The organism is Streptomyces sp. NPDC056600, from assembly GCF_042792855.1.
Taxonomy (GTDB): domain Bacteria; phylum Actinomycetota; class Actinomycetes; order Streptomycetales; family Streptomycetaceae; genus Streptomyces.
Genome location: NZ_JBHTVQ010000022.1, coordinates 41,646 through 61,809, shown reverse-complemented (window position 1 = coordinate 61,809; position 20,164 = coordinate 41,646). Strand labels below are relative to the sequence as shown.

Genomic DNA, 20,164 nt, shown 5'->3' with positions numbered 1-20,164 from the left:
CGGCCGTCCCCGGACCGGCTCACAGCTTGCGCAGGCGCAGGCGCTGGACCTTGTGGTCGGGGCCCTTGCGCAGGACCAGGTCGGCGCGGCCGCGGGTGGGCGCCACGTTCTCCACCAGGTTGGGCCGGTTGATCGTCTGCCAGGTGCTGCGCGCGTAGGCCAGCGCCTCCTCCTCGGAGACCTGGGTCCAGCGGCGGAAGTACGACTCGGGGTTCTGGAACGCGGTGTCCCGCAGGCGCCGGAAGCGGTGCAGGTACCACTTCTCGATGTCCTCGGTCTTGGCGTCCACGTAGACGCTGAAGTCGAAGTAGTCGGCCAGCGCCACCCGCGTGCGGCCGTCCTTGCCGGGCAGTGCCGGCTGGAGGACGTTCAGGCCCTCCACGATCAGGATGTCCGGGCGGCGGACGGTGAGCTTCTCGCCGGGGACGATGTCGTAGATCAGGTGGGAGTAGACCGGCGCGGTCACCTCGTCCTTGCCGGCCTTGATGTCGGCGACGAACCGGGTCAGCGCCCGGCGGTCGTAGGACTCGGGGAAGCCCTTGCGCTCCATCAGGCCGCGCGCCTGCAGCTCCCGGGTGGGCAGCAGGAAGCCGTCGGTGGTGACCAGCTCGACGCGGGGGTGCTCGGGCCAGCGCGAGAGCAGCGCCCGCAGCAGGCGGGAGACCGTCGATTTGCCGACCGCCACCGATCCGGCCACCCCTATGACGAACGGCGTGCCCGACTGGGAGCCCTTCTCGCCGAGGAAGGTGTTCAGCGAGGAGCGCAGGTTGTCCGTGGAGCGCACGTAGAGGTTCAGCAGCCGCGACAGCGGCAGGTAGATGTCCCGCACCTCGTCGAGGTCGATCACGTCACCGAGGCCGCGCAGGCGCTCGACCTCCTCCGCGGTGAGCGGGAGCGGCGTCTTGTCGCGCAGCGCGCTCCACTCGGCGCGGGTCAGGTCCACGTAAGGGGTCGCGTCCGGCCGGGACCGGTGGGCGCCGCCTGAGGGCATCGGGGAGGCCGGAGAGATCACAGTCCATTGTTACGGGCGCCGGAACATGCCGCGGGGTGGGGTGCGTCACTCAGGGGTGGGTGGCGCCCGCCACAGGCGGGGACGTGGGCGGGGATGTGGCGGGGGCCGGGGTGCGGACCGGGGCCGGAGCCTGAGCCATGGCCGGTGCCGGGGGCGGGGGGGTGGTGCCGGGGCCCGAACGGACCATGAGCGGCCGCGCCCGCCGCGGGCCCGCCCTAGGGTGAGGGACATGTGCGGAATCGTGGGATATGTGGGCCGTCAGTCGGCGTTGGAGGTCGTGACGGCGGGGCTGCGGAGGCTGGAGTACCGGGGCTACGACTCGGCGGGCGTGGCGGTGCTCGCCGACGGCGTGCTCGCCAGCGCCAAGAAGGCGGGCAAGCTGGTCAACCTGGAGAAGGAACTGGGCGAGCATCCGCTCCCGGCGGCCACCGCCGGGCTCGGACACACCCGCTGGGCCACCCACGGCGCGCCCAACGACGTGAACGCCCACCCGCACCTCGACGACGCCGGGCGGGTCGCCGTCGTGCACAACGGGATCATCGAGAACTTCGCCGTGCTCCGCGCCGAACTGGAGGAGCGCGGCCACCGCCTGGCCTCCGACACCGACACCGAGGTGGTCTCCCACCTGCTGGCCGAGGAGTACTCCGCGTGCGGCGACCTCGCCGAGGCGATGCGGCTGGTGTGCCGCCGCCTGGAGGGCGCGTTCACCCTGGTGGCGGTCGCGGCGGAGGAACCCGGTGTGGTGGTCGGCGCCCGGCGGAACTCGCCGCTGGTGGCCGGCGTGGCCCAGGGCGAGGGCTTCCTCGCCTCGGACGTGGCCGCGTTCATCGAGTACACCCGGGACGCGGTGGAGCTGGGCCAGGACCAGGTGGTGGAGCTGCGCCGGGACGAGGCGGACGGGTCGGTCGCGGTGACGGTGACCGGCTTCGACGGGCGCCCCGCCGAGGTGCGGGAGTTCCACATCGACTGGGACGCCTCCGCCGCGGAGAAGGGCGGCTACGACTACTTCATGCTCAAGGAGATCGCCGAGCAGCCCAAGGCGGTCGCCGACACCCTGCTCGGACGGGTGGACGACGCCGGGCGGCTGTCGCTCGACGAGCTGCGGATCTCGCCCGAGGAACTGCGCGAGGTCGACAAGGTGGTGATCGTGGCCTGCGGCACCGCCTTCCACGCCGGGATGATCGCCAAGTACGCCGTGGAGCACTGGACGCGGGTGCCGTGCGAGGTGGAGCTGGCCAGCGAGTTCCGCTACCGGGACCCCATCCTGGGGCCGCGCGCCCTGGTGATCGCCGTCTCCCAGTCCGGGGAGACCATGGACACGCTGATGGCGCTGCGGCACGCCCGCGAGCAGGGGTCCAAGGTGCTGGCCATCTGCAACACCAACGGCGCGACGATCCCGCGCGAGTCGGACGCGGTGCTCTACACCCACGCCGGGCCGGAGGTGGCGGTCGCCTCCACCAAGGCGTTCCTCACCCAGCTGGTCGCCTGTTACCTGGTCGCCCTCTACCTGGGACAGGTGCGCGGCACCCGGTCGAACGACGACATCCGCGAGCAGGTGCGGGAGCTGTCGCGCAGCGCGCAGGGGGTGGAGCGGGTGCTGGAGACGATGGAGCCGGTGCGGGAGCTGGCCCGGTCGCTGGCCTCCCACGACACGGTCCTCTTCCTCGGACGCCACGTGGGCTACCCGGTGGCGCTGGAGGGCGCGCTCAAGCTGAAGGAGCTGGCCTACATGCACGCCGAGGGGTTCGCGGCGGGCGAGCTGAAGCACGGGCCGATCGCGCTGATCGAGGAGGGCGTGCCGGTGGTGGTCGTCGTGCCGTCGCCGCGGGGCGGGTCCGTGCTGCACGACAAGATCGTCTCCAACATCCAGGAGATCCGGGCGCGGGGTGCGCGGACGGTGGTCGTCGCGGAGGAGGGGGACGAGGCGGTGGTCCCCTACGCGGACCACCTGATCCGGGTGCCGGTGACGCCGCCGTTGCTCCAGCCGCTGGTGGCCACGGTTCCGCTGCAGGTGTTCGCGTGCGAGCTCGCGACCGCGCGGGGCAACGAGGTCGACCAGCCGCGCAACCTCGCCAAGTCCGTCACCGTGGAGTGACCCTCGCCTCCTCCACGACACACGAGCCGCACGTCCTCGCCCGCGAGCCGGACGGGTGTCCCGCCCCCGCGCCCCAGCGGCACGCCTGCCCGCAGGGGCGTGGCGGCGTGGCCCGCGCGGTGGTGTGTGGTGGAGGAACCTGGGGGAGGCGCGGGGTCCTTAGGGTGGAGGCATGAGCATCATCGGCGTCGGAATCGACGTGGCCGAGATCGACCGTTTCCGGGCCGCCCTCGCCCGCACCCCCCACATGGCCCAGCGCCTCTTCAGCGACGACGAGCTGACCCTCCCCAGCGGTGAGCGCCGCGGCATCGCCTCGCTGGCCGCCCGCTTCGCGGCGAAGGAGGCCCTGGCCAAGGCGCTGGGCGCGCCGCCCGGGCTGCAGTGGCGGGACGCCGAGGTGTACCTGGAGGAGAGCGGGCAGCCGCGTCTGCGGGTGACCGGCACCGTCGCCGCCCGCGCCGCCGAACTCGGCGTCAGCTCCTGGCACGTGTCGCTCAGTCACGACGCCGGCGTCGCCTCGGCCGTGGTGATCGCGGAAGGCTGATTCCTGGGGAAGACTCGCCGTATGCGGAGTGCCTACAGCGTGGAGACGGTACGGGCGGCCGAGCGGGAGCTGATGGCGCGGCTCCCCGAGGGCGCGTTGATGCAGCGGGCGGCCGCCGGGCTCGCCGCCGCCTGCGCCCAGGTCCTGGGCCGGACGGCGGGACGGGTCTACGGCAGCCGGGTGGTGCTGCTGGTCGGCAGCGGCGACAACGGCGGGGACGCCCTGTACGCCGGGGCCCGGCTGGCGAAACGCGGGGCCGGCGTGACGGCCGTGCTCACGGCGCCGGAGAAGGCGCACCCCGGTGGCCTGGCCGCGCTGCGGCGGGCCGGCGGCCGCGAGGCGAGTACGGCCGAGGCGGTGGCCTCACGCCTGATCGAGGCCGCGGACCTGGTGGTGGACGGCGTCGTCGGCATCGGCGGCCACGGCGGCCTGCGGGAGGACGCGGCCCCGCTGGCGGAACGGGCGGCCGAGGCCGGCGCCGCGGTGATCGCGGTGGACCTGCCGAGCGGTGTGGAGGCGGACACCGGCGAGGTGCGCGGTCCCGCGGTGCGCGCCGACCTCACCGTCACCTTCGGCACCCACAAGGCGGCCCTGCTGGTCGACCCGGCGCGTGAACTCGCCGGTGCGGTGCGGCTGGTGGACATCGGGCTGGACCCGTGGCTGCCGGAGCGGCCGGAGCTGGAGGCGCTGCAGCACGCGGACGTGGCCCGGCTGCTGCCGCGGCCCGGGGCGGAGAGCGACAAGTACCGGCGCGGGGTGGTCGGGATCGCCGCCGGGTCGACCCGCTACCCGGGCGCCGCGGTGCTCGCCGTGGCGGGCGCCCTGCGCGGCGGCGCCGGAGCGGTGCGGTACGCCGGACCGGCCGGGGACGCGGTGCTCGCGCGCCACCCCGAGACGCTGGTGAACGACGGGGGACCGAGGCGGGCGGGCCGGGTGCAGGCCTGGGTCGTCGGCCCGGGCGCCGGGGACGACGCGGACACGGTGGCGCAGGTGCTGGAGGTCGCCGGTGAGGCGGACGTGCCGGTGCTGATCGACGCCGACGGCCTGCGGCTCGCCGACCCCGAGGTGGTGCGGTCCCGGACGGCGCCGACCCTGCTGACGCCCCACGCCGGGGAGGCCGCCGCGCTGCTCGGGGTCGACCGGGCCGAGGTGGAGTCCGCGCGGCTGGCCGCGGCGCGCGAGCTGGCCGGGCGGTACCGGGCGACGGTGCTGCTGAAGGGGGCGACCACGCTGGTGGCCGCGCCGCCCGGGGACGACGGGACGCCGCCCGTGCGGGTCAACCCGACCGGCACGCCGTGGCTGGCGACGGCCGGCAGCGGCGACGTGCTCTCCGGTCTCACCGGGTCGCTGCTGGCGTCGGGGCTGTCCGCGCGGGACGCGGGGAGCGTGGGGGCGTACCTGCACGGGCTGGCCGCGCGGCGCGCGGCCGCGGGGGCGCCGATCGCCGCGCAGGACGTCGCGTCCGCCGTCCCCGACGTCTGGCGCGACATCGCCTCCGGTACCTGACGGGACGGCACGCGGGGCGGGCCTGGTCCGACGGTGCGCGGAGCGGGTCCGGTCCGACGGTGCGCGGGGCGGGTCTGGTCCGACGGTGCGCGGGGCCGGTCCGGGGGCCGGTCCGCCGTTCCGTGACGGGCCCGTGGGCTGGACTCCGCGGGGCGGTCCGCGCGTCGTGCCCCGCGCCCGGCGGCCCGGGGACCCGCCGGGCCGCCGGGCGGCGGGCCTCGCGTTTCCGGGCGGGACGCGGAGATCCCCGTCGCGCGTCGTGCCCCGCGCCCGGTCACCTCACCCTGGGTGCGTCCTCCGCGCCGTCGCCCGTGCTCCCGTCGCCGCGTGACCCGTCATCCACGCGCCCTTACCCGTCATCCGCGCGCCCGCCGCTCACGGCCCGGGCCCTCCGCGGGCCGCCCTCCCCGGCGGTCGGAAGGGGCTCTGTCAGACTGGGGGGACCATGAGTGAACGTGTTCCGCGCCCCCGCACCACCCCCCGCGTGCGAGCCGAGATCGACCTGGACGCCCTGCGCGCCAACGTGCGGTCCCTGCGCGCCCGGGTCTCCGGCGCCGCCCTGATGGCCGTCGTGAAGGCCGACGGGTACGGCCACGGCGCGGTGCGCTGCGCCCGTGCCGCCAAGGAGGCGGGCGCCGAGTGGCTGGGCACGGCGACCCCCGAGGAGGCGCTGGCCCTGCGCGCCGCCGGCCTCCCGGGCCGCGTCCTGTGCTGGTTGTGGGCCCCCGGCGGCCCCTGGCGGGAGGCGATCGCGGCGGACGTGGACGTCTCGGTGAGCGCCTCGTGGTCCCTGCGCGAGGTGACCGACGCGGCGCGCGCCGAGGGCCGCCCGGCCCGGGTGCACCTGAAGGCGGACACCGGTCTCGGCCGGGGCGGCTGCCAGCCCGCCGACTGGCCGGACCTGGTCGCCGACGCCCTCGCCGCCGAACGGGACGGGCTGATCCAGATCGTCGGCCTCTGGTCGCACTTCGCCTGCGCCGACGAGCCGGACCACCCGGCCACCGACGCCCAGCTGGCCCGCTTCCGCGAGATGGTCGGCCAGGCCGAGGCCCAGGGCGTCCGCCCGGAGGTGCGGCACATCGCCAACTCGCCCGCCCTGTTGACCCGCCCCGACGCGCACTTCGACCTGGTGCGGGCCGGCATCGCCACCTACGGCGTCTCTCCCGCCCCCGAGCTCGGCTCCTCCGCCGACCTCGGCCTGCGTCCCGTGATGCGGCTGTCCGCGGACCTGGTGCTGGTCAAGGAGGTGCCCGGCGGGCACGGCGTCAGCTACGGGCACCACTACGTCACCCCGGGGCGGACCACCCTCGGCCTCGTCCCGGCCGGATACGCCGACGGCATCCCGCGGCACGCCTCCGGCACCGGCCCGGTGCTGGTCGACGGCAAGCTCCGCACCGTCGCCGGGCGGGTCGCCATGGACCAGTTCGTGGTCGACCTCGGCGGCGACCTGCCGGAGGCAGGCAGCGAGGCCGTGCTGTTCGGAGCGGGGGACCGGGGCGAGCCCACCGCCGAGGACTGGGCGCAGGCCTGCGGGACGATCGCGTACGAGATCGTGACCAGGATCGGCAGCCGGGTGCCCCGCGTGTACGTGAACGAGCACCCCACCGGGTAATCGAACGGCAGGAGGCCCGGCGGCGCGTGCGCGGCGGCGGGCCGTTCGCCGCGACGAACCCGGGAGACCGGAGAAGAGGGAGCGCCGAGTGAGCGAGGAGAGCCCGGCGGTGACCGTCACGGAGCTGGTGGTCGCCGCCACGGGCGCCACCGCCCCCGCCCCCCGGGCACGGCGCCGCCCCACCGGCCTGGCCGGCGCCGCGATCGGCGTGCTCGCCGCGGGCGCGGCCGCCGGGGTCGTCGTCGAGCGGCTCGCCATGGGCGGCGGCGTCCGCCGCAGGGCCCGCCTCGCCCTGGAGTTCGGCGGCCCCTACGGCACCCTGCGCGGGACCCCCGGCACCGCCCTCGCCGAGGACGGCACCGCCCTGCACTACGAGGTCGACGAGGCCCCCGTCGCCGTGCCCGAGCCGGCGCCGCCGCGCCGCCGCCGGCTGTTCGGCGGCCGCCGCGAGCAGGCGGCCGTGCGTCCGGCCCCGGTGACGGTGGTGTTCAGCCACGGCTACTGCCTCAACCAGGACTCCTGGCACTTCCAGCGCGCCGCCCTGCGTGCCGCCGGCGTGCGCGCCGTCTACTGGGACCAGCGCAGCCACGGCCGCTCCGGACGCGGCGTCACCCGGGCCCAGCAGGGGCCGCCGGTCACCATCGACCAGCTGGGCCGCGACCTGAAGGCCGTGATCGACGCCGCCGCGCCCACCGGTCCGCTGGTGCTGGTCGGGCACTCCATGGGCGGGATGACGGTGATGGCGCTGGCCGAGCAGTTCCCCGGCCTGGTCCGCGAACGGGTCGCCGGGATCGCCCTGGTGGGCACGTCGTCCGGAGGGCTCGCCGACGTCCACTTCGGGCTGCCCGCCGTCGGGGTGAACGCGGTGCGGCGCCTGCTGCCGGGCGTGCTGCGGGCGCTGGGGCGGCGGGCGGACCTCGTCGAGCGGGGACGGCAGGCCACCGCCGACGTGTTCGCCGGGATCGTCACCCGGTACTCGTTCGCCTCCGCCGACGTCGACCCGGTGGTCGCCCGGTTCGCCGAGCGGATGATCGAGTCCACGCCGATCGACGTGGTCGCCGAGTTCTACCCGGCCTTCGACGCGCACGACAAGACGGCTGCGCTGGCCCGCTTCCACGGGCTGCCGGTGCTGATCGTCGCGGGGGAGGGCGACCTGGTCACCCCGGTGGGCCACAGCGAGGCGATGGCCCGGGAGCTGCCCGAGGCGGAACTGGTGCGGGTGCCGGACGCCGGCCACCTGGTGATGCTGGAGCACCCCGAGATCGTCAACGCCCGGCTCGCCGACCTGCTCGCCCGCGCGGGAGCACCGTCCGGGGCGGCTACCGTGGGGTCCCATGGAAGCACCCGCGGCACCGCACGACCACAGCGAGCAGAACCCCCACGGTCCCAGTGAGCCGGCCGGAGCCCGGCGGACGCTGGAACTGACCGTCACCTCACCCGAGGACATGCTGGACCTCGGCCGTAGGCTGGCCGGCCTGCTGCGCGCCGGCGACCTCGTGATGCTCACCGGCGAGCTCGGCGCCGGGAAGACCACGATGACCCGGGGCCTCGGCGAGGGCCTGAACGTCCGCGGCGCGGTCACCTCGCCGACGTTCGTGATCGCCCGCGTCCACCCCTCCCTCGGCGACGGGCCGCCGCTGGTCCACGTCGACGCCTACCGGCTGGGCGGCGGGCTGGACGAGATGGAGGACCTCGACCTCGACGTCTCGCTGCCGGAGTCGGTGATCGTCGTGGAGTGGGGCGAGGGCAAGGTCGAGGACCTCACCGAGGACCGCCTCCAGATCCTGATCGCCCGCGCCACGGGGGACGACGCCTCCGGCGACGCCGACGACGACGTCCGCCGCCTGACCGTCACCGCCGTGGGCCCCCGCTGGACCACCGCCGACCTGAGCCCCCTCGAGGCCTGAGCCGCCCCTCGCCACCCGGCAGGGGGCCCACCCCCGACACCGTGCGGGCAGCCGGAGGGCAGGCGCACGTGCCGTGCAGAGCCGGGGCCGTGGTCGGTGCCGGCACACGTGCCGATCGTCCTGCGGGCGATCGTGCCGCTGGGCGATGGGGGTCCCCCGGACGAAGTCTCGGGGAGGGTGGGCGCAGGGCCTCACGTTCTTGCGGGGCGGCTCGCAGCACGGGGCGCAAGCTCCCGGCAGGGGGGCGGAACAGTGCTCCCCCGCAAGGCGCGGCAGGCGGCTACGCGGCCTCGCGCGCAGGCCGGCCCTCACGGGTGGCCGGGGAGGCCGGGGCCGGCGGCACCGAGACCGCCCGGGCCGCGGCGCAGGAGGCCAGAAGGTCCCGCATCGACACCGCGCCGGCGCCGCGCGCACCCGCGCCGCCCTGGTGCTGCTCCGTGGCATCGGGACGGCCGTGGCCGGCAACCGGAAAGAGCATGACGCCTCCTGACATCCCGAGGACGGGCGTGGTTAGGTAGACCTAACCACGCCCGCCGGTCGCCGCGCAATATCTTCCCGACGCGGTGTCGGAAACCCCGTGCGGGCGTTCGACGCCCCCGGCGCTCCTCGGGCGCCGCCGGGTGGCCCGGCGGCCCCGCGTCCCTGGGGATGCCTAGGGAACGACCACCACGCCCGCCCTCAGCTCCGCGAAGTCCCACATCGCCGCACCGTCCGGCCGCGCCTCGCGGATGCCGCCGGTCCCCGGCGCCGGGCTCCCCGCCACCGGGCCGCCGCCGCGAAAGGCGCTGAACCCGACGACCACCCCTCGTACCTTCGCGAAACGCACCACGTGCTCGATGGCCGCCCCGTCCGCCCCCGTCCCCCGCAGCGAACGCGAGGTCACCGCGTACCTGCCGGGCGCCGGGTCCACCGCGCCGGGGACGACCCGGAACACCCGCCGCACCCGGCCCCGCGCGTCAACCAGCCACACCCGGTCCTGCCCCAGCGAATAGACGACCCGCTCCCCGGCGCCCGACCGCGCCGGAAGCCCCAGCGGACCCGGCCGCTCCGGCGGGGCGGCGGCCCGGGAGGCGGCCGGCGCGCCCGGCGACCGCAGCGCCGGCGGCACCTTCGCGTGGGCCTGCAGCCCGAGCACCACCACCGTCGTGAGCGCCGCGCCCGTCAACGCCGCCACCAGCACCCCGCTGCGGACCGCCACCGCCGGTCTCCCTCGCTCGTCGTCACTCGCACTCTTGGCCGCTCGCGCCATTCGTCACTCAGCGCACCCGTGCGTGTGCGAGACGTTAGCAGCGGAGGTGCGCGGAGCCCGGCGAGGCCGTGCGCGGGCCCGGGGAGCCGTAGGCTGTTCGCGTGCTCTTGCTCGCTCTGGATACCGCAACCCCCGCCGTCACCGTCGCCCTGCACGACGGGACGGACGTCGTCGCCTCGTCGAGCCAGGTGGACGCGCGCCGCCACGGAGAGCTGCTGCTGCCCACCGTCCACCGTGTCCTCGGTGCGGCGGGCGTCGGCCTCGACGCCGTCACCGGCATCGTCGTCGGCGTCGGACCGGGCCCGTACACCGGTCTGCGCGTCGGCCTGATGACCGCGGACACCTTCGGCCTGGCGCTCGGCGTCCCCGTCCACGGCGTGTGCACGCTGGACGGGCTGGCCTACGCCGCAGACCTCGACGGCCCCTTCGTCGTGGCGACCGACGCCCGGCGCAAGGAGGTCTACTGGGCGCGTTACGCCGACTCCCGCACCCGCCTCACCGACCCCGCCGTCGACCGCCCGGCCGACCTCGCGGACGAGGTCGCCGGGCTCCCCGCGGTCGGCGCGGGCGCGCTGCTCTACCCCGACGCCTTCCCCGACGTGCACGCCCCCGAGCACGTCTCCGCCGCCGCGCTGGCCTCGCTCGCCGCCGAGCGGCTGGCCGACGGCGAGGAGCTCGCGCCCCCGCGCCCGCTGTACCTGCGGCGCCCGGACGCCCAGGTGCCCAAGAACTACAAGGTGGTCACCCCCCGGTGAGCGCGGCGGCGAACGTCACCGCCCCCGCCGCGGAACTCCGTGAGATGCGCTGGTGGGACATCGACCCCGTGCTGACGCTGGAGAAGGAACTGTTCCCCGAGGACGCCTGGTCACGGGGCATGTTCTGGTCCGAACTCGCCCACGCCCGCGGGCCCGGCGCCACCCGTCGGTACGTGGTCGCCGAGACCCCGGCGGGTGAGCTGGCCGGCTACGCCGGGCTCGCCGCCGCCGGCGACCAGGGCGACGTCCAGACCATCGCCGTCGCCCCCGCCCACCAGGGCGCCGGCCTCGGCAGCCGGCTGCTCTCCGAACTGCTGCGCGCCGCCACCGACTTCGAGTGCCACGAGGTGATGCTCGAGGTCCGCGTCGACAACGTCCGCGCCCAGAGGCTGTACGAGAGGTTCGGCTTCGAACCGATCGGCTTCCGCCGCGGCTACTACCAGCCGGGCAACGTCGACGCCCTCGTCATGCGCCTGACCGACCCGGCCTCCGCGCCCACCGCCGTCACTCCCTCCGCTGCACAAGGAACCCGGAACCATGGCTGACCTGCGGGACGAGCCCCTCGTCCTCGGCATCGAGACCTCCTGCGACGAGACCGGCGTCGGCATCGTCCGCGGCACCACCCTGCTGGCCGACGCCGTCGCCTCCAGCGTCGACGAGCACGCCCGCTTCGGCGGCGTCGTGCCCGAGGTGGCCTCCCGGGCCCACCTGGAGGCGATGGTCCCCACGATCCAGCGGGCCTTGAAGGACGCGGGCGTCACCGCCAAGGACCTCGACGGCATCGCGGTCACCGCCGGACCCGGCCTCGCGGGCGCCCTGCTGGTCGGCGTCTCCGCCGCCAAGGCGTACGCGTACGCGCTCGGCAAGCCGCTCTACGGCGTCAACCACCTGGCCTCGCACATCTGCGTGGACCAGCTGGAGCACGGGCCGCTGCCCGAGCCGACGATGGCGCTGCTGGTCTCCGGCGGCCACTCCTCGCTGCTGCTGTCCTCCGACATCACCTCCGACGTGCGGCCGATGGGCGCCACCATCGACGACGCGGCCGGCGAGGCCTTCGACAAGATCGCCCGGGTGCTGAACCTGGGCTTCCCGGGCGGCCCGGTGATCGACCGGTACGCCAGGGAGGGCGACCCGAACGCCATCTCCTTCCCGCGCGGCCTCACCGGCCCGCGCGACCCCGCCTACGACTTCTCCTTCTCCGGCCTGAAGACGGCGGTGGCCCGCTGGATCGAGGCGAAGCGGGCGGCGGGCGAGGAGGTGCCGGTCCGTGACGTCGCCGCGTCCTTCCAGGAGGCGGTGGTGGACGTCCTCACCCGCAAGGCGGTGCGCGCCTGCAAGGACGAGGGCGTCGACCACCTGATGATCGGCGGCGGCGTCGCCGCGAACTCGCGGCTGCGGGCGCTGGCCCAGGAGCGGTGCGAGGCGGCGGGCATCCGGCTGCGGGTGCCGCGGCCGAAGCTGTGCACCGACAACGGGGCGATGGTCGCGGCGCTGGGGGCCGAGATGGTGGCGCGCGGGCGGGACGCGTCCGCGTGGGACCTGTCCGCGGACTCCTCGCTGCCGGTGACCGAACCGCACGTGCCGGCGCCCGAGGGGGCGGAGGGGTACGCGCACACGCACGGGCACGGGACCGGGACCGGGCACACGCACTCGCACTCGCACGATCACGTGCACGAGGTGTCCAAGGAGAACCTGTACTCGTGACGGTGGCGCTGATGTGGGAGGCCCGGGCGGCCGAGGGCCGCGGGGAGGAACTGCTCGCGTGGGCGCGGGGGCAGGGGCTGCCGCGGGAGCCGGTGCGGCGGGAGACGTTCCGGGCGCCGGGGGACCGGGTGCTCGTCGTCACCTGGTGGGACGCCGCTCTCCACGACACCCTCCCCGAGCTCCCCGCGCCGCCCGACGTCCTCACCGCCCGCCCGCCGCACCGCTGGCGCTTCGAAAGCCTCGGCCTCACCTGACCGCTCGGGGCCCGTGCCGCCGCCTTCGCGCGACGGTCCGCGCGCTGCCGTCCCACGGGCGGCATGCCTGACGTTGCTGCGGGCGGCACAGGCGGGCGCAGGCCCCGACCTCCGCGGCGAGCGGCTTCCACCACTCCGCCCAAGCCGACGGCACCGTACACACGGGACCCTGACCGCAGCGCGGCCCAAGGCCAAGCCCCGGTGGGCAGCACTGTTTGATCCCCCGACCCGCCCCCTGCCCGGGAGGACTTTCGTTCCATGGAGCGAGCCGTCCTGCGAGGACGTGGGCCCCTGCGCCCACCTCCCCCAAGGACTTCGTCCAGGGGGTACCCCCACCCCCAAGCTCTCGGCTTCGCTCGAGCAGGTGGGGGTACCCCCGGACGAAGTCTGGGGGAGGACCCCCATCGCCTCAGCGGCACGATTGCCCGCAGGGGGCGCGGGACTACGACTGCCCGCAAGAGGGCGGGAGGGCAACTGTTCCGCGGGGCGGCGCCCCGCGGGGTGTTCGACGGTGTTCGTTCGGTGTTGGGGGCGTTGTCAGTGGCGGGTGCGAAGATCCTGGGAGGTTCTGTCGAAGGCCCGGACCGAGTGCCGGGCCGCCCGTAAGGGGGTCGGCGATGTGGGACGAGCGGAGTACGACTCGCGATCGCGAACCGGTGCTGCTGCGCGACGTGCTGGCGGCGACCACCGCGGCGCTGCACCAGGCCTCGCGTGAGGCCGAAGCCGTGGCGGCAGCCGCCACCGCGCCGGCGACGGCATCCGCGGCGGAGGCCATGATGCCGGGGCCCCGGTGCGGGGAGTGCGGCGCGGAGACGCGCCGCGCCGCCCGCGCGATACCGGGGCGCCGCCCGCGGACGGGGCCAGGCGCGGCCGCGGCCGGCGCCTGCCCCAACCGTTCGGCGGCATGAGACCACCGGCCCGGCCCGTCCGCCGAACGAGGGACGCAACCGGGCCGATCAGATGACCAATTACCTCCACCGGCCCAGTCGTCAGGACTGACCCGGCGCCCCGGGGGTCACAGCTTTCCCGCAGACCGACTCGAACGAGACGCGGGAGACCAGATGACATCCGGGAGCACAGGGCAACGGCTACGGCGTCGGCATCGCCGCGCCGCATGGGTCACCGGCGGCCTGTCCGCCTCGCTCGCCGTCACGCTGACGTGGAGCGCGGCGGCCGGCGCCGTGGCCGCGGAGCCGCGTGAGGCCACGCGCCCGGGGCCGGTGGCGGCCGCGGGCCCGGGCGACCGGTGCGAGGAGGAGGACGGCGGCCTGGGGTCCGACGTCCTGTCGTCGTGGCTGTCGAACTGGGGCCTCGGCGACCGCGCCGTGCATGGCTGCGACGGCGAGTGGGACAGGTGCCGGGAGCGACCGCTCCCGGACCCCGACCGGCAGCCCGGCGCCGGCCGCCCTGACGACACGGGCCGCCCCGACGATGCCGGCCGCCCCGGCGACACGGACGGCTTCGACGACGCCGGCCGCCCCGAAGGCACGGGCCGCCCCGACGACGCCCGGCGGGGCGAGGCCTCCCGCCCCGCCGCGGACGCCGCCGGAGCACAGGCGGGTACACGCACAGGTACCGCCCCGCGCGGGATCACGCGGGGCGGTACCTGTGAGACGCCGGAGGGCTGGACCGAGGTGACCGGCGAGCTGGTGGACGTGCCGCCCAACGGCGGCAGCGCCGTCAGCGTCGCCACCTGCCCGCGCGGCACGGTCGCCGTCGCCGGCGGCTGGTCGACCTCCGAGCCGGGCCTGGTGCCGGGAGTCTCCCAGCGGCTCGGCGAGGACGGCTGGCGCGTCGTCTTCGACAACCCGACCGACGAGCGGATCAGCGGCGTGGCGTTCGCCTACTGCGAGGCCGGCCGGGCGGACGAGGCCGACAGGGCCTAGCCGGCCTTGGTGACCTCCGTCCGGCAGAGCAGCTCGCGCTCGTGCCCGACCACCCGGGTCTCACCGGTGAGGGTGAGCGGGAAGACGTGCCGCACGTCCGCCGAGGAGGCGGCGAGTCGCAGCTCCAGCTTCCCGGGCTCGACCACGCGAACGTTGTCGCGCCCGGTGAAGGAGGACAGGTCGGCGTGGAACCGGAAGGTCACCCGGCGGGCCTCGCCGGGGGCGAGCTCCAGGCGCTGGTAGCCGACGAGCTTCACGTCCGGGCGGGTGACCGTGGCGACGGGGTCGTGCAGGTACATCTGCACGACCTCGGCGCCGGCCCGGTCACCGGTGTTGCGGACGGTCGCCGACACCTCGTAGGTGCCGTCGGTGCCGATCTCCGTGCCGGAGGCCGGGGCCTCGAAGCCGTCCCACTCGAAGGCGGTGTACGACAGGCCGTGGCCGAAGGGGTACAGCGGCGTCGGGTCCAGGTTGGTGATCTCGTTGGCCAGGCCGAGCGGCGGCTGGAGGTAGGTCCACGGCTGACCGCCCGGGTCGCGCGGCACGCTGACGGGCAGACGGCCGGACGGGGTCACCCGCCCGGAGAGCACGCCCGCCACGGCGGGGCCGCCCTCCTCGCCGGGGAAGAAGCCCTGGACGATGCCGGCGAGCCGGTCCGCCCAGCGGCCCAGCGCGTAGGGACGCCCGGTGAGCAGCACCGCGACGACCGGCTTGCCGGTCTCCAGCAGCGCGTCGAGCAGGTCGCCCTGGACACCCGGCAGGGCCAGGTCGGCGGCGTCGCAGCCCTCGCCCGAGGTGCCACGGCCGAAGAGGCCGGCCCGGTCGCCCAGCACCGCCACGACCACGTCCGAGGACGAGGCCAGCGCGGCCGCCTCGGCGAACCCGGCGGTGTCCGTCTCCGAGGTGTCGCAGCCGAGGGCGAACTCCACCGTCGCGTCCGGGAACTCGCTCCGCACGGCCTCGAGCACCGTGGGGATCTCCACGCCGAGAGCGACCTCGGGGTGGTGCGGCAGCACGTGGGAGGGGAACGAGTAGCAGCCGAGCATCGCCATCGCGTCGTCGGCCCGCGGACCGACGACCGCGATGCGGCGGACGGCCGAGGGGCCGGACGCGCTGAGCGGCAGCGTGCCGCCGTCGTTGGCCAGCAGCACCACCGACTCCTCGGCGATCCGGCGGGCCAGCGCGCGGTTGGCGTCCGAGTCCAGATGGAGGGAGCCCTTGGGCTCCGGCGACCAGTCCTCGTCGAGCAGGCCCAGCTCGCACTTCTGCAGCAGCACCCGGCGCGCCGCCCGGTCGATGAGGTCCTCGGAGGCCCGGCCCGCGCGCACCTCCTCGATCAGCGGCTTGCCGAAGCAGCGCAGCGTCGGCAGCTCGACGTCGACGCCGGCCTCCAGCGCCACCCGGGCCGCGTCGCCGAGGCCGTCGGCCACCCGCTGAAGGTTCTCCAGGAAGCCCACGCCGAAGTAGTCGGCGACGACGGTGCCCTCGAAGCCCCACGTGCCGCGCAGCAGCTCGGTCAGGAGCCAGGGGTCGGAGTGCGAGGGAACGCCGTCGATCTCCGTGTACGCGGCCATCACGGAGCGCGCCCCGCCGTGCCGCAGGCCGTGCTCGAACGGCGGGAGCGTGACGTCGGCGAACTCGCGCACGCCCGCGCGCACCGGCGCGTGGTTGCGGGCGCCCGCGGAGGAGGCGTATCCGGCGAAGTGCTTCAGCGTGGCGACGATGCCTGCGGTCTCCAGGCCCTTGACGTAGGAGGCGGCCACGGTGCCGACGAGGTACGGGTCCTCGCCGATCGTCTCCTCGACCCGGCCCCAGCGCAGGTCGCGGACCACGTCCAGCACCGGCGCGAGGCCCTGCTGGACGCCGGCGGCGACGAGGTCGGCGCCGATGCGACGGCCGAGCTCCTCGACCAGCTCCGGGTCGAAGGAGGCGCCCCAGGCGAGCGGCACCGGGTACGCGGTGGCGCCCCAGGCCGTGAAGCCGGCCAGGCATTCCTCGTGGGCGACGGCGGGTATGCCGAACCGGTTGGCCGCCATGATCGTCCGCTGGGCGCGGGCGAGCGCGCGCGCACCCTCGTCGGGGTCGATCGGGGCGGTGCCGTAGGAACGGGTGATCTGGCCGAGGCCGTGGGAGATCACCTCGTCCCAGTCCCAGTCGGTGGCCATCTCGTGCTGGTGCGGGGCTACGCCGGCTTCCGCATCCGTCGAGGCGCCGACCCACACTCCGTAGAGCTGTGCGGTCTTCTCCTCCAGGGTCATCCGGGAGAGAAGATCCTCGACACGGGCTTCGGCGGGAAGTGCGGAATCACGCCAGGGGGCGGTCATGATGCTCCTGAGGGAAAGGTGTTACTTGCCGCCGACGCCCATCAACCCGCTCACCAGGGCCCGTCGGGCCACGAGGTAAACGACGAAGATCGGCACGCCGGAAAGGACGACGGAAGCCAGCAGCGCGGGGATGTTGACCCCGAACTGGCTGACGTAGTTGTAAAGGCCCAGGGTGAGGACGCGAGGCTCCTCGGACTGGGTGAAGATCAGCGCGAACAGGAAGTTGTTCCAGGCCTGCAGCGCAGAGTAGATGATCACCGTGCTGATGCCGCCCTTGGCGAGGGGGATCACCAGCTGGAAGAGCATCCGGGTCGGGGAGGCGCCGTCCAGGGCCATGGCCTCGTAGGACTCCTCCGAGATGTCGCGGAGGGTTCCGGTGAGGACCAGGACCGAGACCGGCATGGCGAACGCGGCGGTCGGAAGGATGATCGCCCAGAGGGTGTCGTAGATGTCCAGCTTGGTGATCAGCAGGAACAGCGGCACCACCACGGCCTGGGCCGGGATGGCCACGCCGAGGAGGAACAGCCGGAAGGCGCTGCCGGACCAGAAGCCGCGGTTGCGGACCGCGACGTAGGACAGCGGCACCGAGAGGCAGACCACGATGACGACCACACCGATCGCGGTCAGCGTCGTGTTCCACAGGTAGTGCGAGAAGCCCGAGTCGAGGACCAGGCTGTAGTTGTCCAGCGTCGGGTTCTTCGGCGGCGTGAGGGCGCCCCGGCCCATCGCCTCCTCCGGGCCGGCCAGCGAGGTGGTGATCATCGCGTAGAGCGGGATCAGCACGATCAGCAGCCAGACGAAGGACGCCAGGCCGGCGATCGGGTTGGAGCGCTTCGTCCGGTGTCGGCGGCCGGACGACGCGAGGGTGTTGCTGCGGTGGGACATGGCGGTCACATCCCTTCCCGGACGCTGTTCATCTTGCCGAAGCCCGTGAGACGGATCAGCAGCAGCGACAGGCCGGTGGCGGCGATCACCAGGAAGGTGGCGACGGCGCTCGCGTAGCCGTAGTCGTAGGAACGGAATCCGGCTTCGTACATGAGGTAGGGCAGGATCTTCGTGTCGGTGCCGGGGCCGCCCTGGGTGAGGATCAGGACGGTCTCGAAGTAGGTCAGGGAGCCCACCACCATCAGCACGCCGGACATGGCCATCGTGTGGCGCAGCTGGGGCAGCGTGATGGAGAAGAACTGGCGCAGTCCGCTCGCCCCGTCGATCGCCGCGGCCTGGTACAGGACCTCGGGTATCTGACGGGCGCCGCCCTGGTAGATCAGGGTGTGGAACGGTATGAACTGCCAGGCGCCGACGAACACGATCGCCAGGAAGGCGCCCGAGGTGGTGCCGAGGGTGTCGCCCTTGATGACGCCGTAGTTCGGGTCGAGCAGGGCGAAGAAGAGCAGCGCGATCGCCGTGGAGGACAGCAGGAACGGGACGAAGAAGATCGCCGAGAGCACCGCGCGGTTGCGCTGCTTGCCCGCCGCCCACACTCCGAGGAGCAGGGAGATCACGGTCTGGAAGGCCCAGCTGACCACCGTGAGGAGCACGGTGATGAACAGGGAGTGCATGAGCTGTGGATCGGTGAACAGGTTCTTCCAGTTCTCCAGGCCGACGAAGCCCGGATCACCGAGGCCGTTCCAGTCGGTGAACGACAGGTAGACGGCCAGAGCCATCGGAACGACGGCGAAGAACGTGAAGAACAAGACGCCGGGCAGCGCCCAGGACGCGTTCGGGCGACCCACACGGGTGGCCCGAGCGTCGCCCTTGGGCGCTGCGGCGGCGGACTTGGTGACCGGATAGGTCACTTGAGCCCCTTCAGTGCATTGACGAACTCCTTGGGCGAGGACTGGCCCAGGAAGAGCTTGTCGATTTCGGTGAGCATCGGCGTCTGCCATTCCGGCTTGACGGCCTGGTCCCAGCTGAGGGTGAACGCCGGGGCGTCCTGGACCAGTCCGTACTGGAACTTGGCGAACTCCGGGTTGGGGGAGGCGTCGAGCAGCGCGCCCGCGTTGGACGTGGTGGGGATGTCGCCGTTGGCGACCAGCGCCTTGGCGTACTCCTCCGACGCGCAGGTCTTGAGGAAGGCGATCGCCGCGTCCCGGTTCTTGGTGCGGGCGCTGAGCGACCAGTAGTTGGTCGGGTTGCCCACGACGTTCTTGATGTCGCCCTGGCCGCCGGTGTACTCGGGGAAGGCGATCCAGCCCAGGTCCTTCTCGGCGAACTTCTTGAACTTGCCGAGCTGGGTGGAGTACTCCCAGGAGCCCATCAGGTGCATGGCGGCCTTGCCCTGCGCGAGCAGGGCGGAGGCGCCGCCGTTGTTGTACTGGACGGAGCTGAAGCCCTTGCCGAAGGCGCCGCCGTCGATCAGCTTCTCGATCTCCTCGGCCGCGCGCAGCACCGCCGGGTCGCCCCAGGCGGCGGCGTCGCCGTTCTGGATCTTGCGGAAGACCTCGGGGCCGCCGATGCGGTCCACCAGGTACTCCACCCACATGAGCTCGGTCCACTTGTCCGCGCCACCGAGCGCGAAGGGCTGGATGCCGCGGGCCTTCAGCTTCCTGTTGGTCTCCAGGAGCTGGTCCCAGGTGGTGGGGGCCTGGAGGCCGTTCTCCTTGAAGACCTTCTTGTTGAAGAAGAGCAGGACGGGCTGCATGCCGCGCATCGGGATGCCGTACGGGCGGCCGTCGAGGGCTCCGGACTGGATGATCGACGGCAGGAAGCCGTTCTTCAGCTCAGGAGTCGACTCGATGATGTCGTGCAGGTCGATGAGCTGGTTCTCGTCGACGTACGCCTTGATCGAGCCGCCGCCCCAGTTGAAGAACAGGTCCGGCGCGCTGGGCGAGCCCATGGCGGTGCGCAGCTTGGCGGGGTAGTCGCTGCCCGGTATGCGCTGCAGCTTGATCGTGCCGTTGGTCTTCTTGGCGGCCGGGGACGTGTTGAAGCGCTTGATCGCGTCTTCCTGGATCCTGGCGGCATCGTCGCCCCAGACGAAGGCGGTGAGCGGTCCGCCCTTGCCGTCCTCGCCACTGTCGTCGCCGGAGCCGCACGCCGTGAGGCCGGCGGTGAGCAGAGTGGCGCCGCTGACGCCCAGGAACCAACGCCTGCTGAGGTGCTCCATGGACAAGTACTCCTCGGGGGAAGCGGTCTTCGTTGACCGCAAATCTACGGTTTCAGGGCGATTTGGGGGAGATGCCCTGTGTGTGACTCACAGCACCGAGGTGTGGGGGCGCTTGGGGGGCTTCCTCCGAAGCTTTCGATCGTTGCCGCGAATGTTTTGGGAACCTAAGCGCGTCAGAGGGGTTCGTCAAGACCCTGGGCAGATATACGA

General features: G+C 74.1%; 19 protein-coding genes. 12 read left to right on the top strand and 7 right to left on the bottom strand.

The window, feature by feature from the left end:
* Window positions 1-19: 19 nt before the first annotated feature.
* On the bottom strand, window positions 20-1,012 hold the full coding sequence (gene coaA, locus ACFRAV_RS13950; RefSeq protein ID WP_351110661.1) for a type I pantothenate kinase: 993 nt from the start codon (window positions 1,010-1,012) through the stop codon (window positions 20-22).
* A gap of 229 nt (window positions 1,013-1,241) precedes the next feature.
* Between coaA and glmS the strand changes: the two genes are divergently transcribed.
* The 6 genes from glmS (at window position 1,242) to tsaE (ending at window position 8,676) form a co-directional block, all read left to right on the top strand.
* The gene (gene glmS, locus ACFRAV_RS13945; RefSeq protein WP_382554930.1) at window positions 1,242-3,107 is read left to right on the top strand and encodes a glutamine--fructose-6-phosphate transaminase (isomerizing); all 1,866 of its coding nucleotides are present in this window, start codon (window positions 1,242-1,244) and stop codon (window positions 3,105-3,107) included.
* 172 nt (window positions 3,108-3,279) lie between these two features.
* Window positions 3,280-3,651: a holo-ACP synthase gene (locus ACFRAV_RS13940; RefSeq protein WP_382554928.1), complete on the top strand. Its 372-nt coding sequence runs from the start codon at window positions 3,280-3,282 to the stop codon at window positions 3,649-3,651.
* 21 nt (window positions 3,652-3,672) lie between these two features.
* A complete protein-coding gene (locus tag ACFRAV_RS13935) occupies window positions 3,673-5,157 on the top strand; it encodes an NAD(P)H-hydrate dehydratase (protein ID WP_382554925.1) in 1,485 nt (494 codons plus the stop codon).
* Between the two features lie 445 nt (window positions 5,158-5,602).
* On the top strand, window positions 5,603-6,769 hold the full coding sequence (gene alr, locus ACFRAV_RS13930; protein ID WP_382554922.1) for an alanine racemase: 1,167 nt from the start codon (window positions 5,603-5,605) through the stop codon (window positions 6,767-6,769).
* A gap of 88 nt (window positions 6,770-6,857) precedes the next feature.
* Complete coding sequence (locus tag ACFRAV_RS13925; protein WP_382554918.1) at window positions 6,858-8,162, top strand: alpha/beta fold hydrolase; 1,305 nt, start codon at window positions 6,858-6,860, stop codon at window positions 8,160-8,162.
* Entirely contained in the window at window positions 8,104-8,676 is a 573-nt protein-coding gene (gene tsaE, locus ACFRAV_RS13920; RefSeq protein WP_382554915.1) for a tRNA (adenosine(37)-N6)-threonylcarbamoyltransferase complex ATPase subunit type 1 TsaE, read from the top strand. The genes ACFRAV_RS13925 and tsaE overlap by 59 nt, the downstream gene beginning before the upstream one ends.
* Window positions 8,677-8,956: 280 nt before the next feature.
* On the opposite strand, the gene ACFRAV_RS13915 is transcribed toward tsaE, so the two are convergent.
* The gene (locus ACFRAV_RS13915) at window positions 8,957-9,154 is read right to left on the bottom strand and encodes a hypothetical protein (RefSeq protein ID WP_382554912.1); all 198 of its coding nucleotides are present in this window, start codon (window positions 9,152-9,154) and stop codon (window positions 8,957-8,959) included.
* A gap of 174 nt (window positions 9,155-9,328) precedes the next feature.
* Window positions 9,329-9,874, bottom strand: coding sequence for a hypothetical protein (locus tag ACFRAV_RS13910; RefSeq protein WP_382554909.1), 546 nt, complete (start codon window positions 9,872-9,874; stop codon window positions 9,329-9,331).
* A 152-nt stretch (window positions 9,875-10,026) separates the two neighbouring features.
* Between ACFRAV_RS13910 and tsaB the strand changes: the two genes are divergently transcribed.
* The 6 genes from tsaB to ACFRAV_RS13880 all read left to right on the top strand — a co-directional run bounded on the left by tsaB (window position 10,027) and on the right by ACFRAV_RS13880 (window position 14,524).
* Window positions 10,027-10,680 (top strand): tRNA (adenosine(37)-N6)-threonylcarbamoyltransferase complex dimerization subunit type 1 TsaB, encoded by a 654-nt coding sequence (gene tsaB, locus ACFRAV_RS13905; RefSeq protein ID WP_382554907.1) that lies wholly within the window; start codon window positions 10,027-10,029, stop codon window positions 10,678-10,680.
* Entirely contained in the window at window positions 10,677-11,225 is a 549-nt protein-coding gene (gene rimI, locus ACFRAV_RS13900) for a ribosomal protein S18-alanine N-acetyltransferase (protein ID WP_382554904.1), read from the top strand. Before tsaB ends, rimI begins: the two co-directional genes overlap by 4 nt.
* Window positions 11,218-12,384, top strand: a complete 1,167-nt coding sequence (tsaD, locus tag ACFRAV_RS13895) for a tRNA (adenosine(37)-N6)-threonylcarbamoyltransferase complex transferase subunit TsaD (protein ID WP_382554902.1) — start codon at window positions 11,218-11,220, stop codon at window positions 12,382-12,384. The genes rimI and tsaD overlap by 8 nt, the downstream gene beginning before the upstream one ends.
* Window positions 12,381-12,638, top strand: a complete 258-nt coding sequence (locus tag ACFRAV_RS13890; RefSeq protein WP_382554899.1) for a hypothetical protein — start codon at window positions 12,381-12,383, stop codon at window positions 12,636-12,638. The genes tsaD and ACFRAV_RS13890 overlap by 4 nt, the downstream gene beginning before the upstream one ends.
* Window positions 12,639-13,255: 617 nt before the next feature.
* Window positions 13,256-13,546, top strand: coding sequence for a hypothetical protein (locus tag ACFRAV_RS13885; protein ID WP_382554897.1), 291 nt, complete (start codon window positions 13,256-13,258; stop codon window positions 13,544-13,546).
* Window positions 13,547-13,699: 153 nt separating this feature from the next.
* On the top strand, window positions 13,700-14,524 hold the full coding sequence (locus tag ACFRAV_RS13880; RefSeq protein ID WP_382554894.1) for a hypothetical protein: 825 nt from the start codon (window positions 13,700-13,702) through the stop codon (window positions 14,522-14,524).
* On the opposite strand, the gene ACFRAV_RS13875 is transcribed toward ACFRAV_RS13880, so the two are convergent.
* The 4 genes from ACFRAV_RS13875 to ACFRAV_RS13860 are packed head-to-tail and all read right to left on the bottom strand — an operon-like array spanning window position 14,521 to window position 19,954.
* On the bottom strand, window positions 14,521-16,851 hold the full coding sequence (locus tag ACFRAV_RS13875; RefSeq protein ID WP_382554983.1) for a glycoside hydrolase family 3 N-terminal domain-containing protein: 2,331 nt from the start codon (window positions 16,849-16,851) through the stop codon (window positions 14,521-14,523). The genes ACFRAV_RS13880 and ACFRAV_RS13875 overlap by 4 nt on opposite strands.
* Before the next feature lie 18 nt (window positions 16,852-16,869).
* Window positions 16,870-17,733: a carbohydrate ABC transporter permease gene (locus ACFRAV_RS13870; RefSeq protein WP_382554892.1), complete on the bottom strand. Its 864-nt coding sequence runs from the start codon at window positions 17,731-17,733 to the stop codon at window positions 16,870-16,872.
* 5 nt (window positions 17,734-17,738) lie between these two features.
* A complete protein-coding gene (locus ACFRAV_RS13865) occupies window positions 17,739-18,644 on the bottom strand; it encodes a carbohydrate ABC transporter permease (RefSeq protein WP_382554890.1) in 906 nt (301 codons plus the stop codon).
* A complete protein-coding gene (locus ACFRAV_RS13860) occupies window positions 18,641-19,954 on the bottom strand; it encodes an ABC transporter substrate-binding protein (protein WP_382554887.1) in 1,314 nt (437 codons plus the stop codon). Before ACFRAV_RS13860 ends, ACFRAV_RS13865 begins: the two co-directional genes overlap by 4 nt.
* Window positions 19,955-20,164 lie beyond the last annotated feature (210 nt).

Excerpts from the sequence above, each read along its gene's own strand:
- ACFRAV_RS13880 (WP_382554894.1), top strand. The coding sequence starts at position 13,700 with ATGACATCCGGGAGCACAGGGCAACGGCTACGGCGTCGGCATCGCCGC.
- ACFRAV_RS13940 (WP_382554928.1), top strand. The coding sequence starts at position 3,280 with ATGAGCATCATCGGCGTCGGAATCGACGTGGCCGAGATCGACCGTTTC.
- tsaE (WP_382554915.1), top strand. The coding sequence starts at position 8,104 with ATGGAAGCACCCGCGGCACCGCACGACCACAGCGAGCAGAACCCCCAC.
- ACFRAV_RS13860 (WP_382554887.1), bottom strand. The coding sequence starts at position 19,954 with ATGGAGCACCTCAGCAGGCGTTGGTTCCTGGGCGTCAGCGGCGCCACT.
- ACFRAV_RS13935 (WP_382554925.1), top strand. The coding sequence starts at position 3,673 with ATGCGGAGTGCCTACAGCGTGGAGACGGTACGGGCGGCCGAGCGGGAG.
- ACFRAV_RS13885 (WP_382554897.1), top strand. The coding sequence starts at position 13,256 with ATGTGGGACGAGCGGAGTACGACTCGCGATCGCGAACCGGTGCTGCTG.
- ACFRAV_RS13870 (WP_382554892.1), bottom strand. The coding sequence starts at position 17,733 with ATGTCCCACCGCAGCAACACCCTCGCGTCGTCCGGCCGCCGACACCGG.
- tsaD (WP_382554902.1), top strand. The coding sequence starts at position 11,218 with ATGGCTGACCTGCGGGACGAGCCCCTCGTCCTCGGCATCGAGACCTCC.
- ACFRAV_RS13915 (WP_382554912.1), bottom strand. The coding sequence starts at position 9,154 with ATGCTCTTTCCGGTTGCCGGCCACGGCCGTCCCGATGCCACGGAGCAG.
- alr (WP_382554922.1), top strand. The coding sequence starts at position 5,603 with ATGAGTGAACGTGTTCCGCGCCCCCGCACCACCCCCCGCGTGCGAGCC.
- glmS (WP_382554930.1), top strand. The coding sequence starts at position 1,242 with ATGTGCGGAATCGTGGGATATGTGGGCCGTCAGTCGGCGTTGGAGGTC.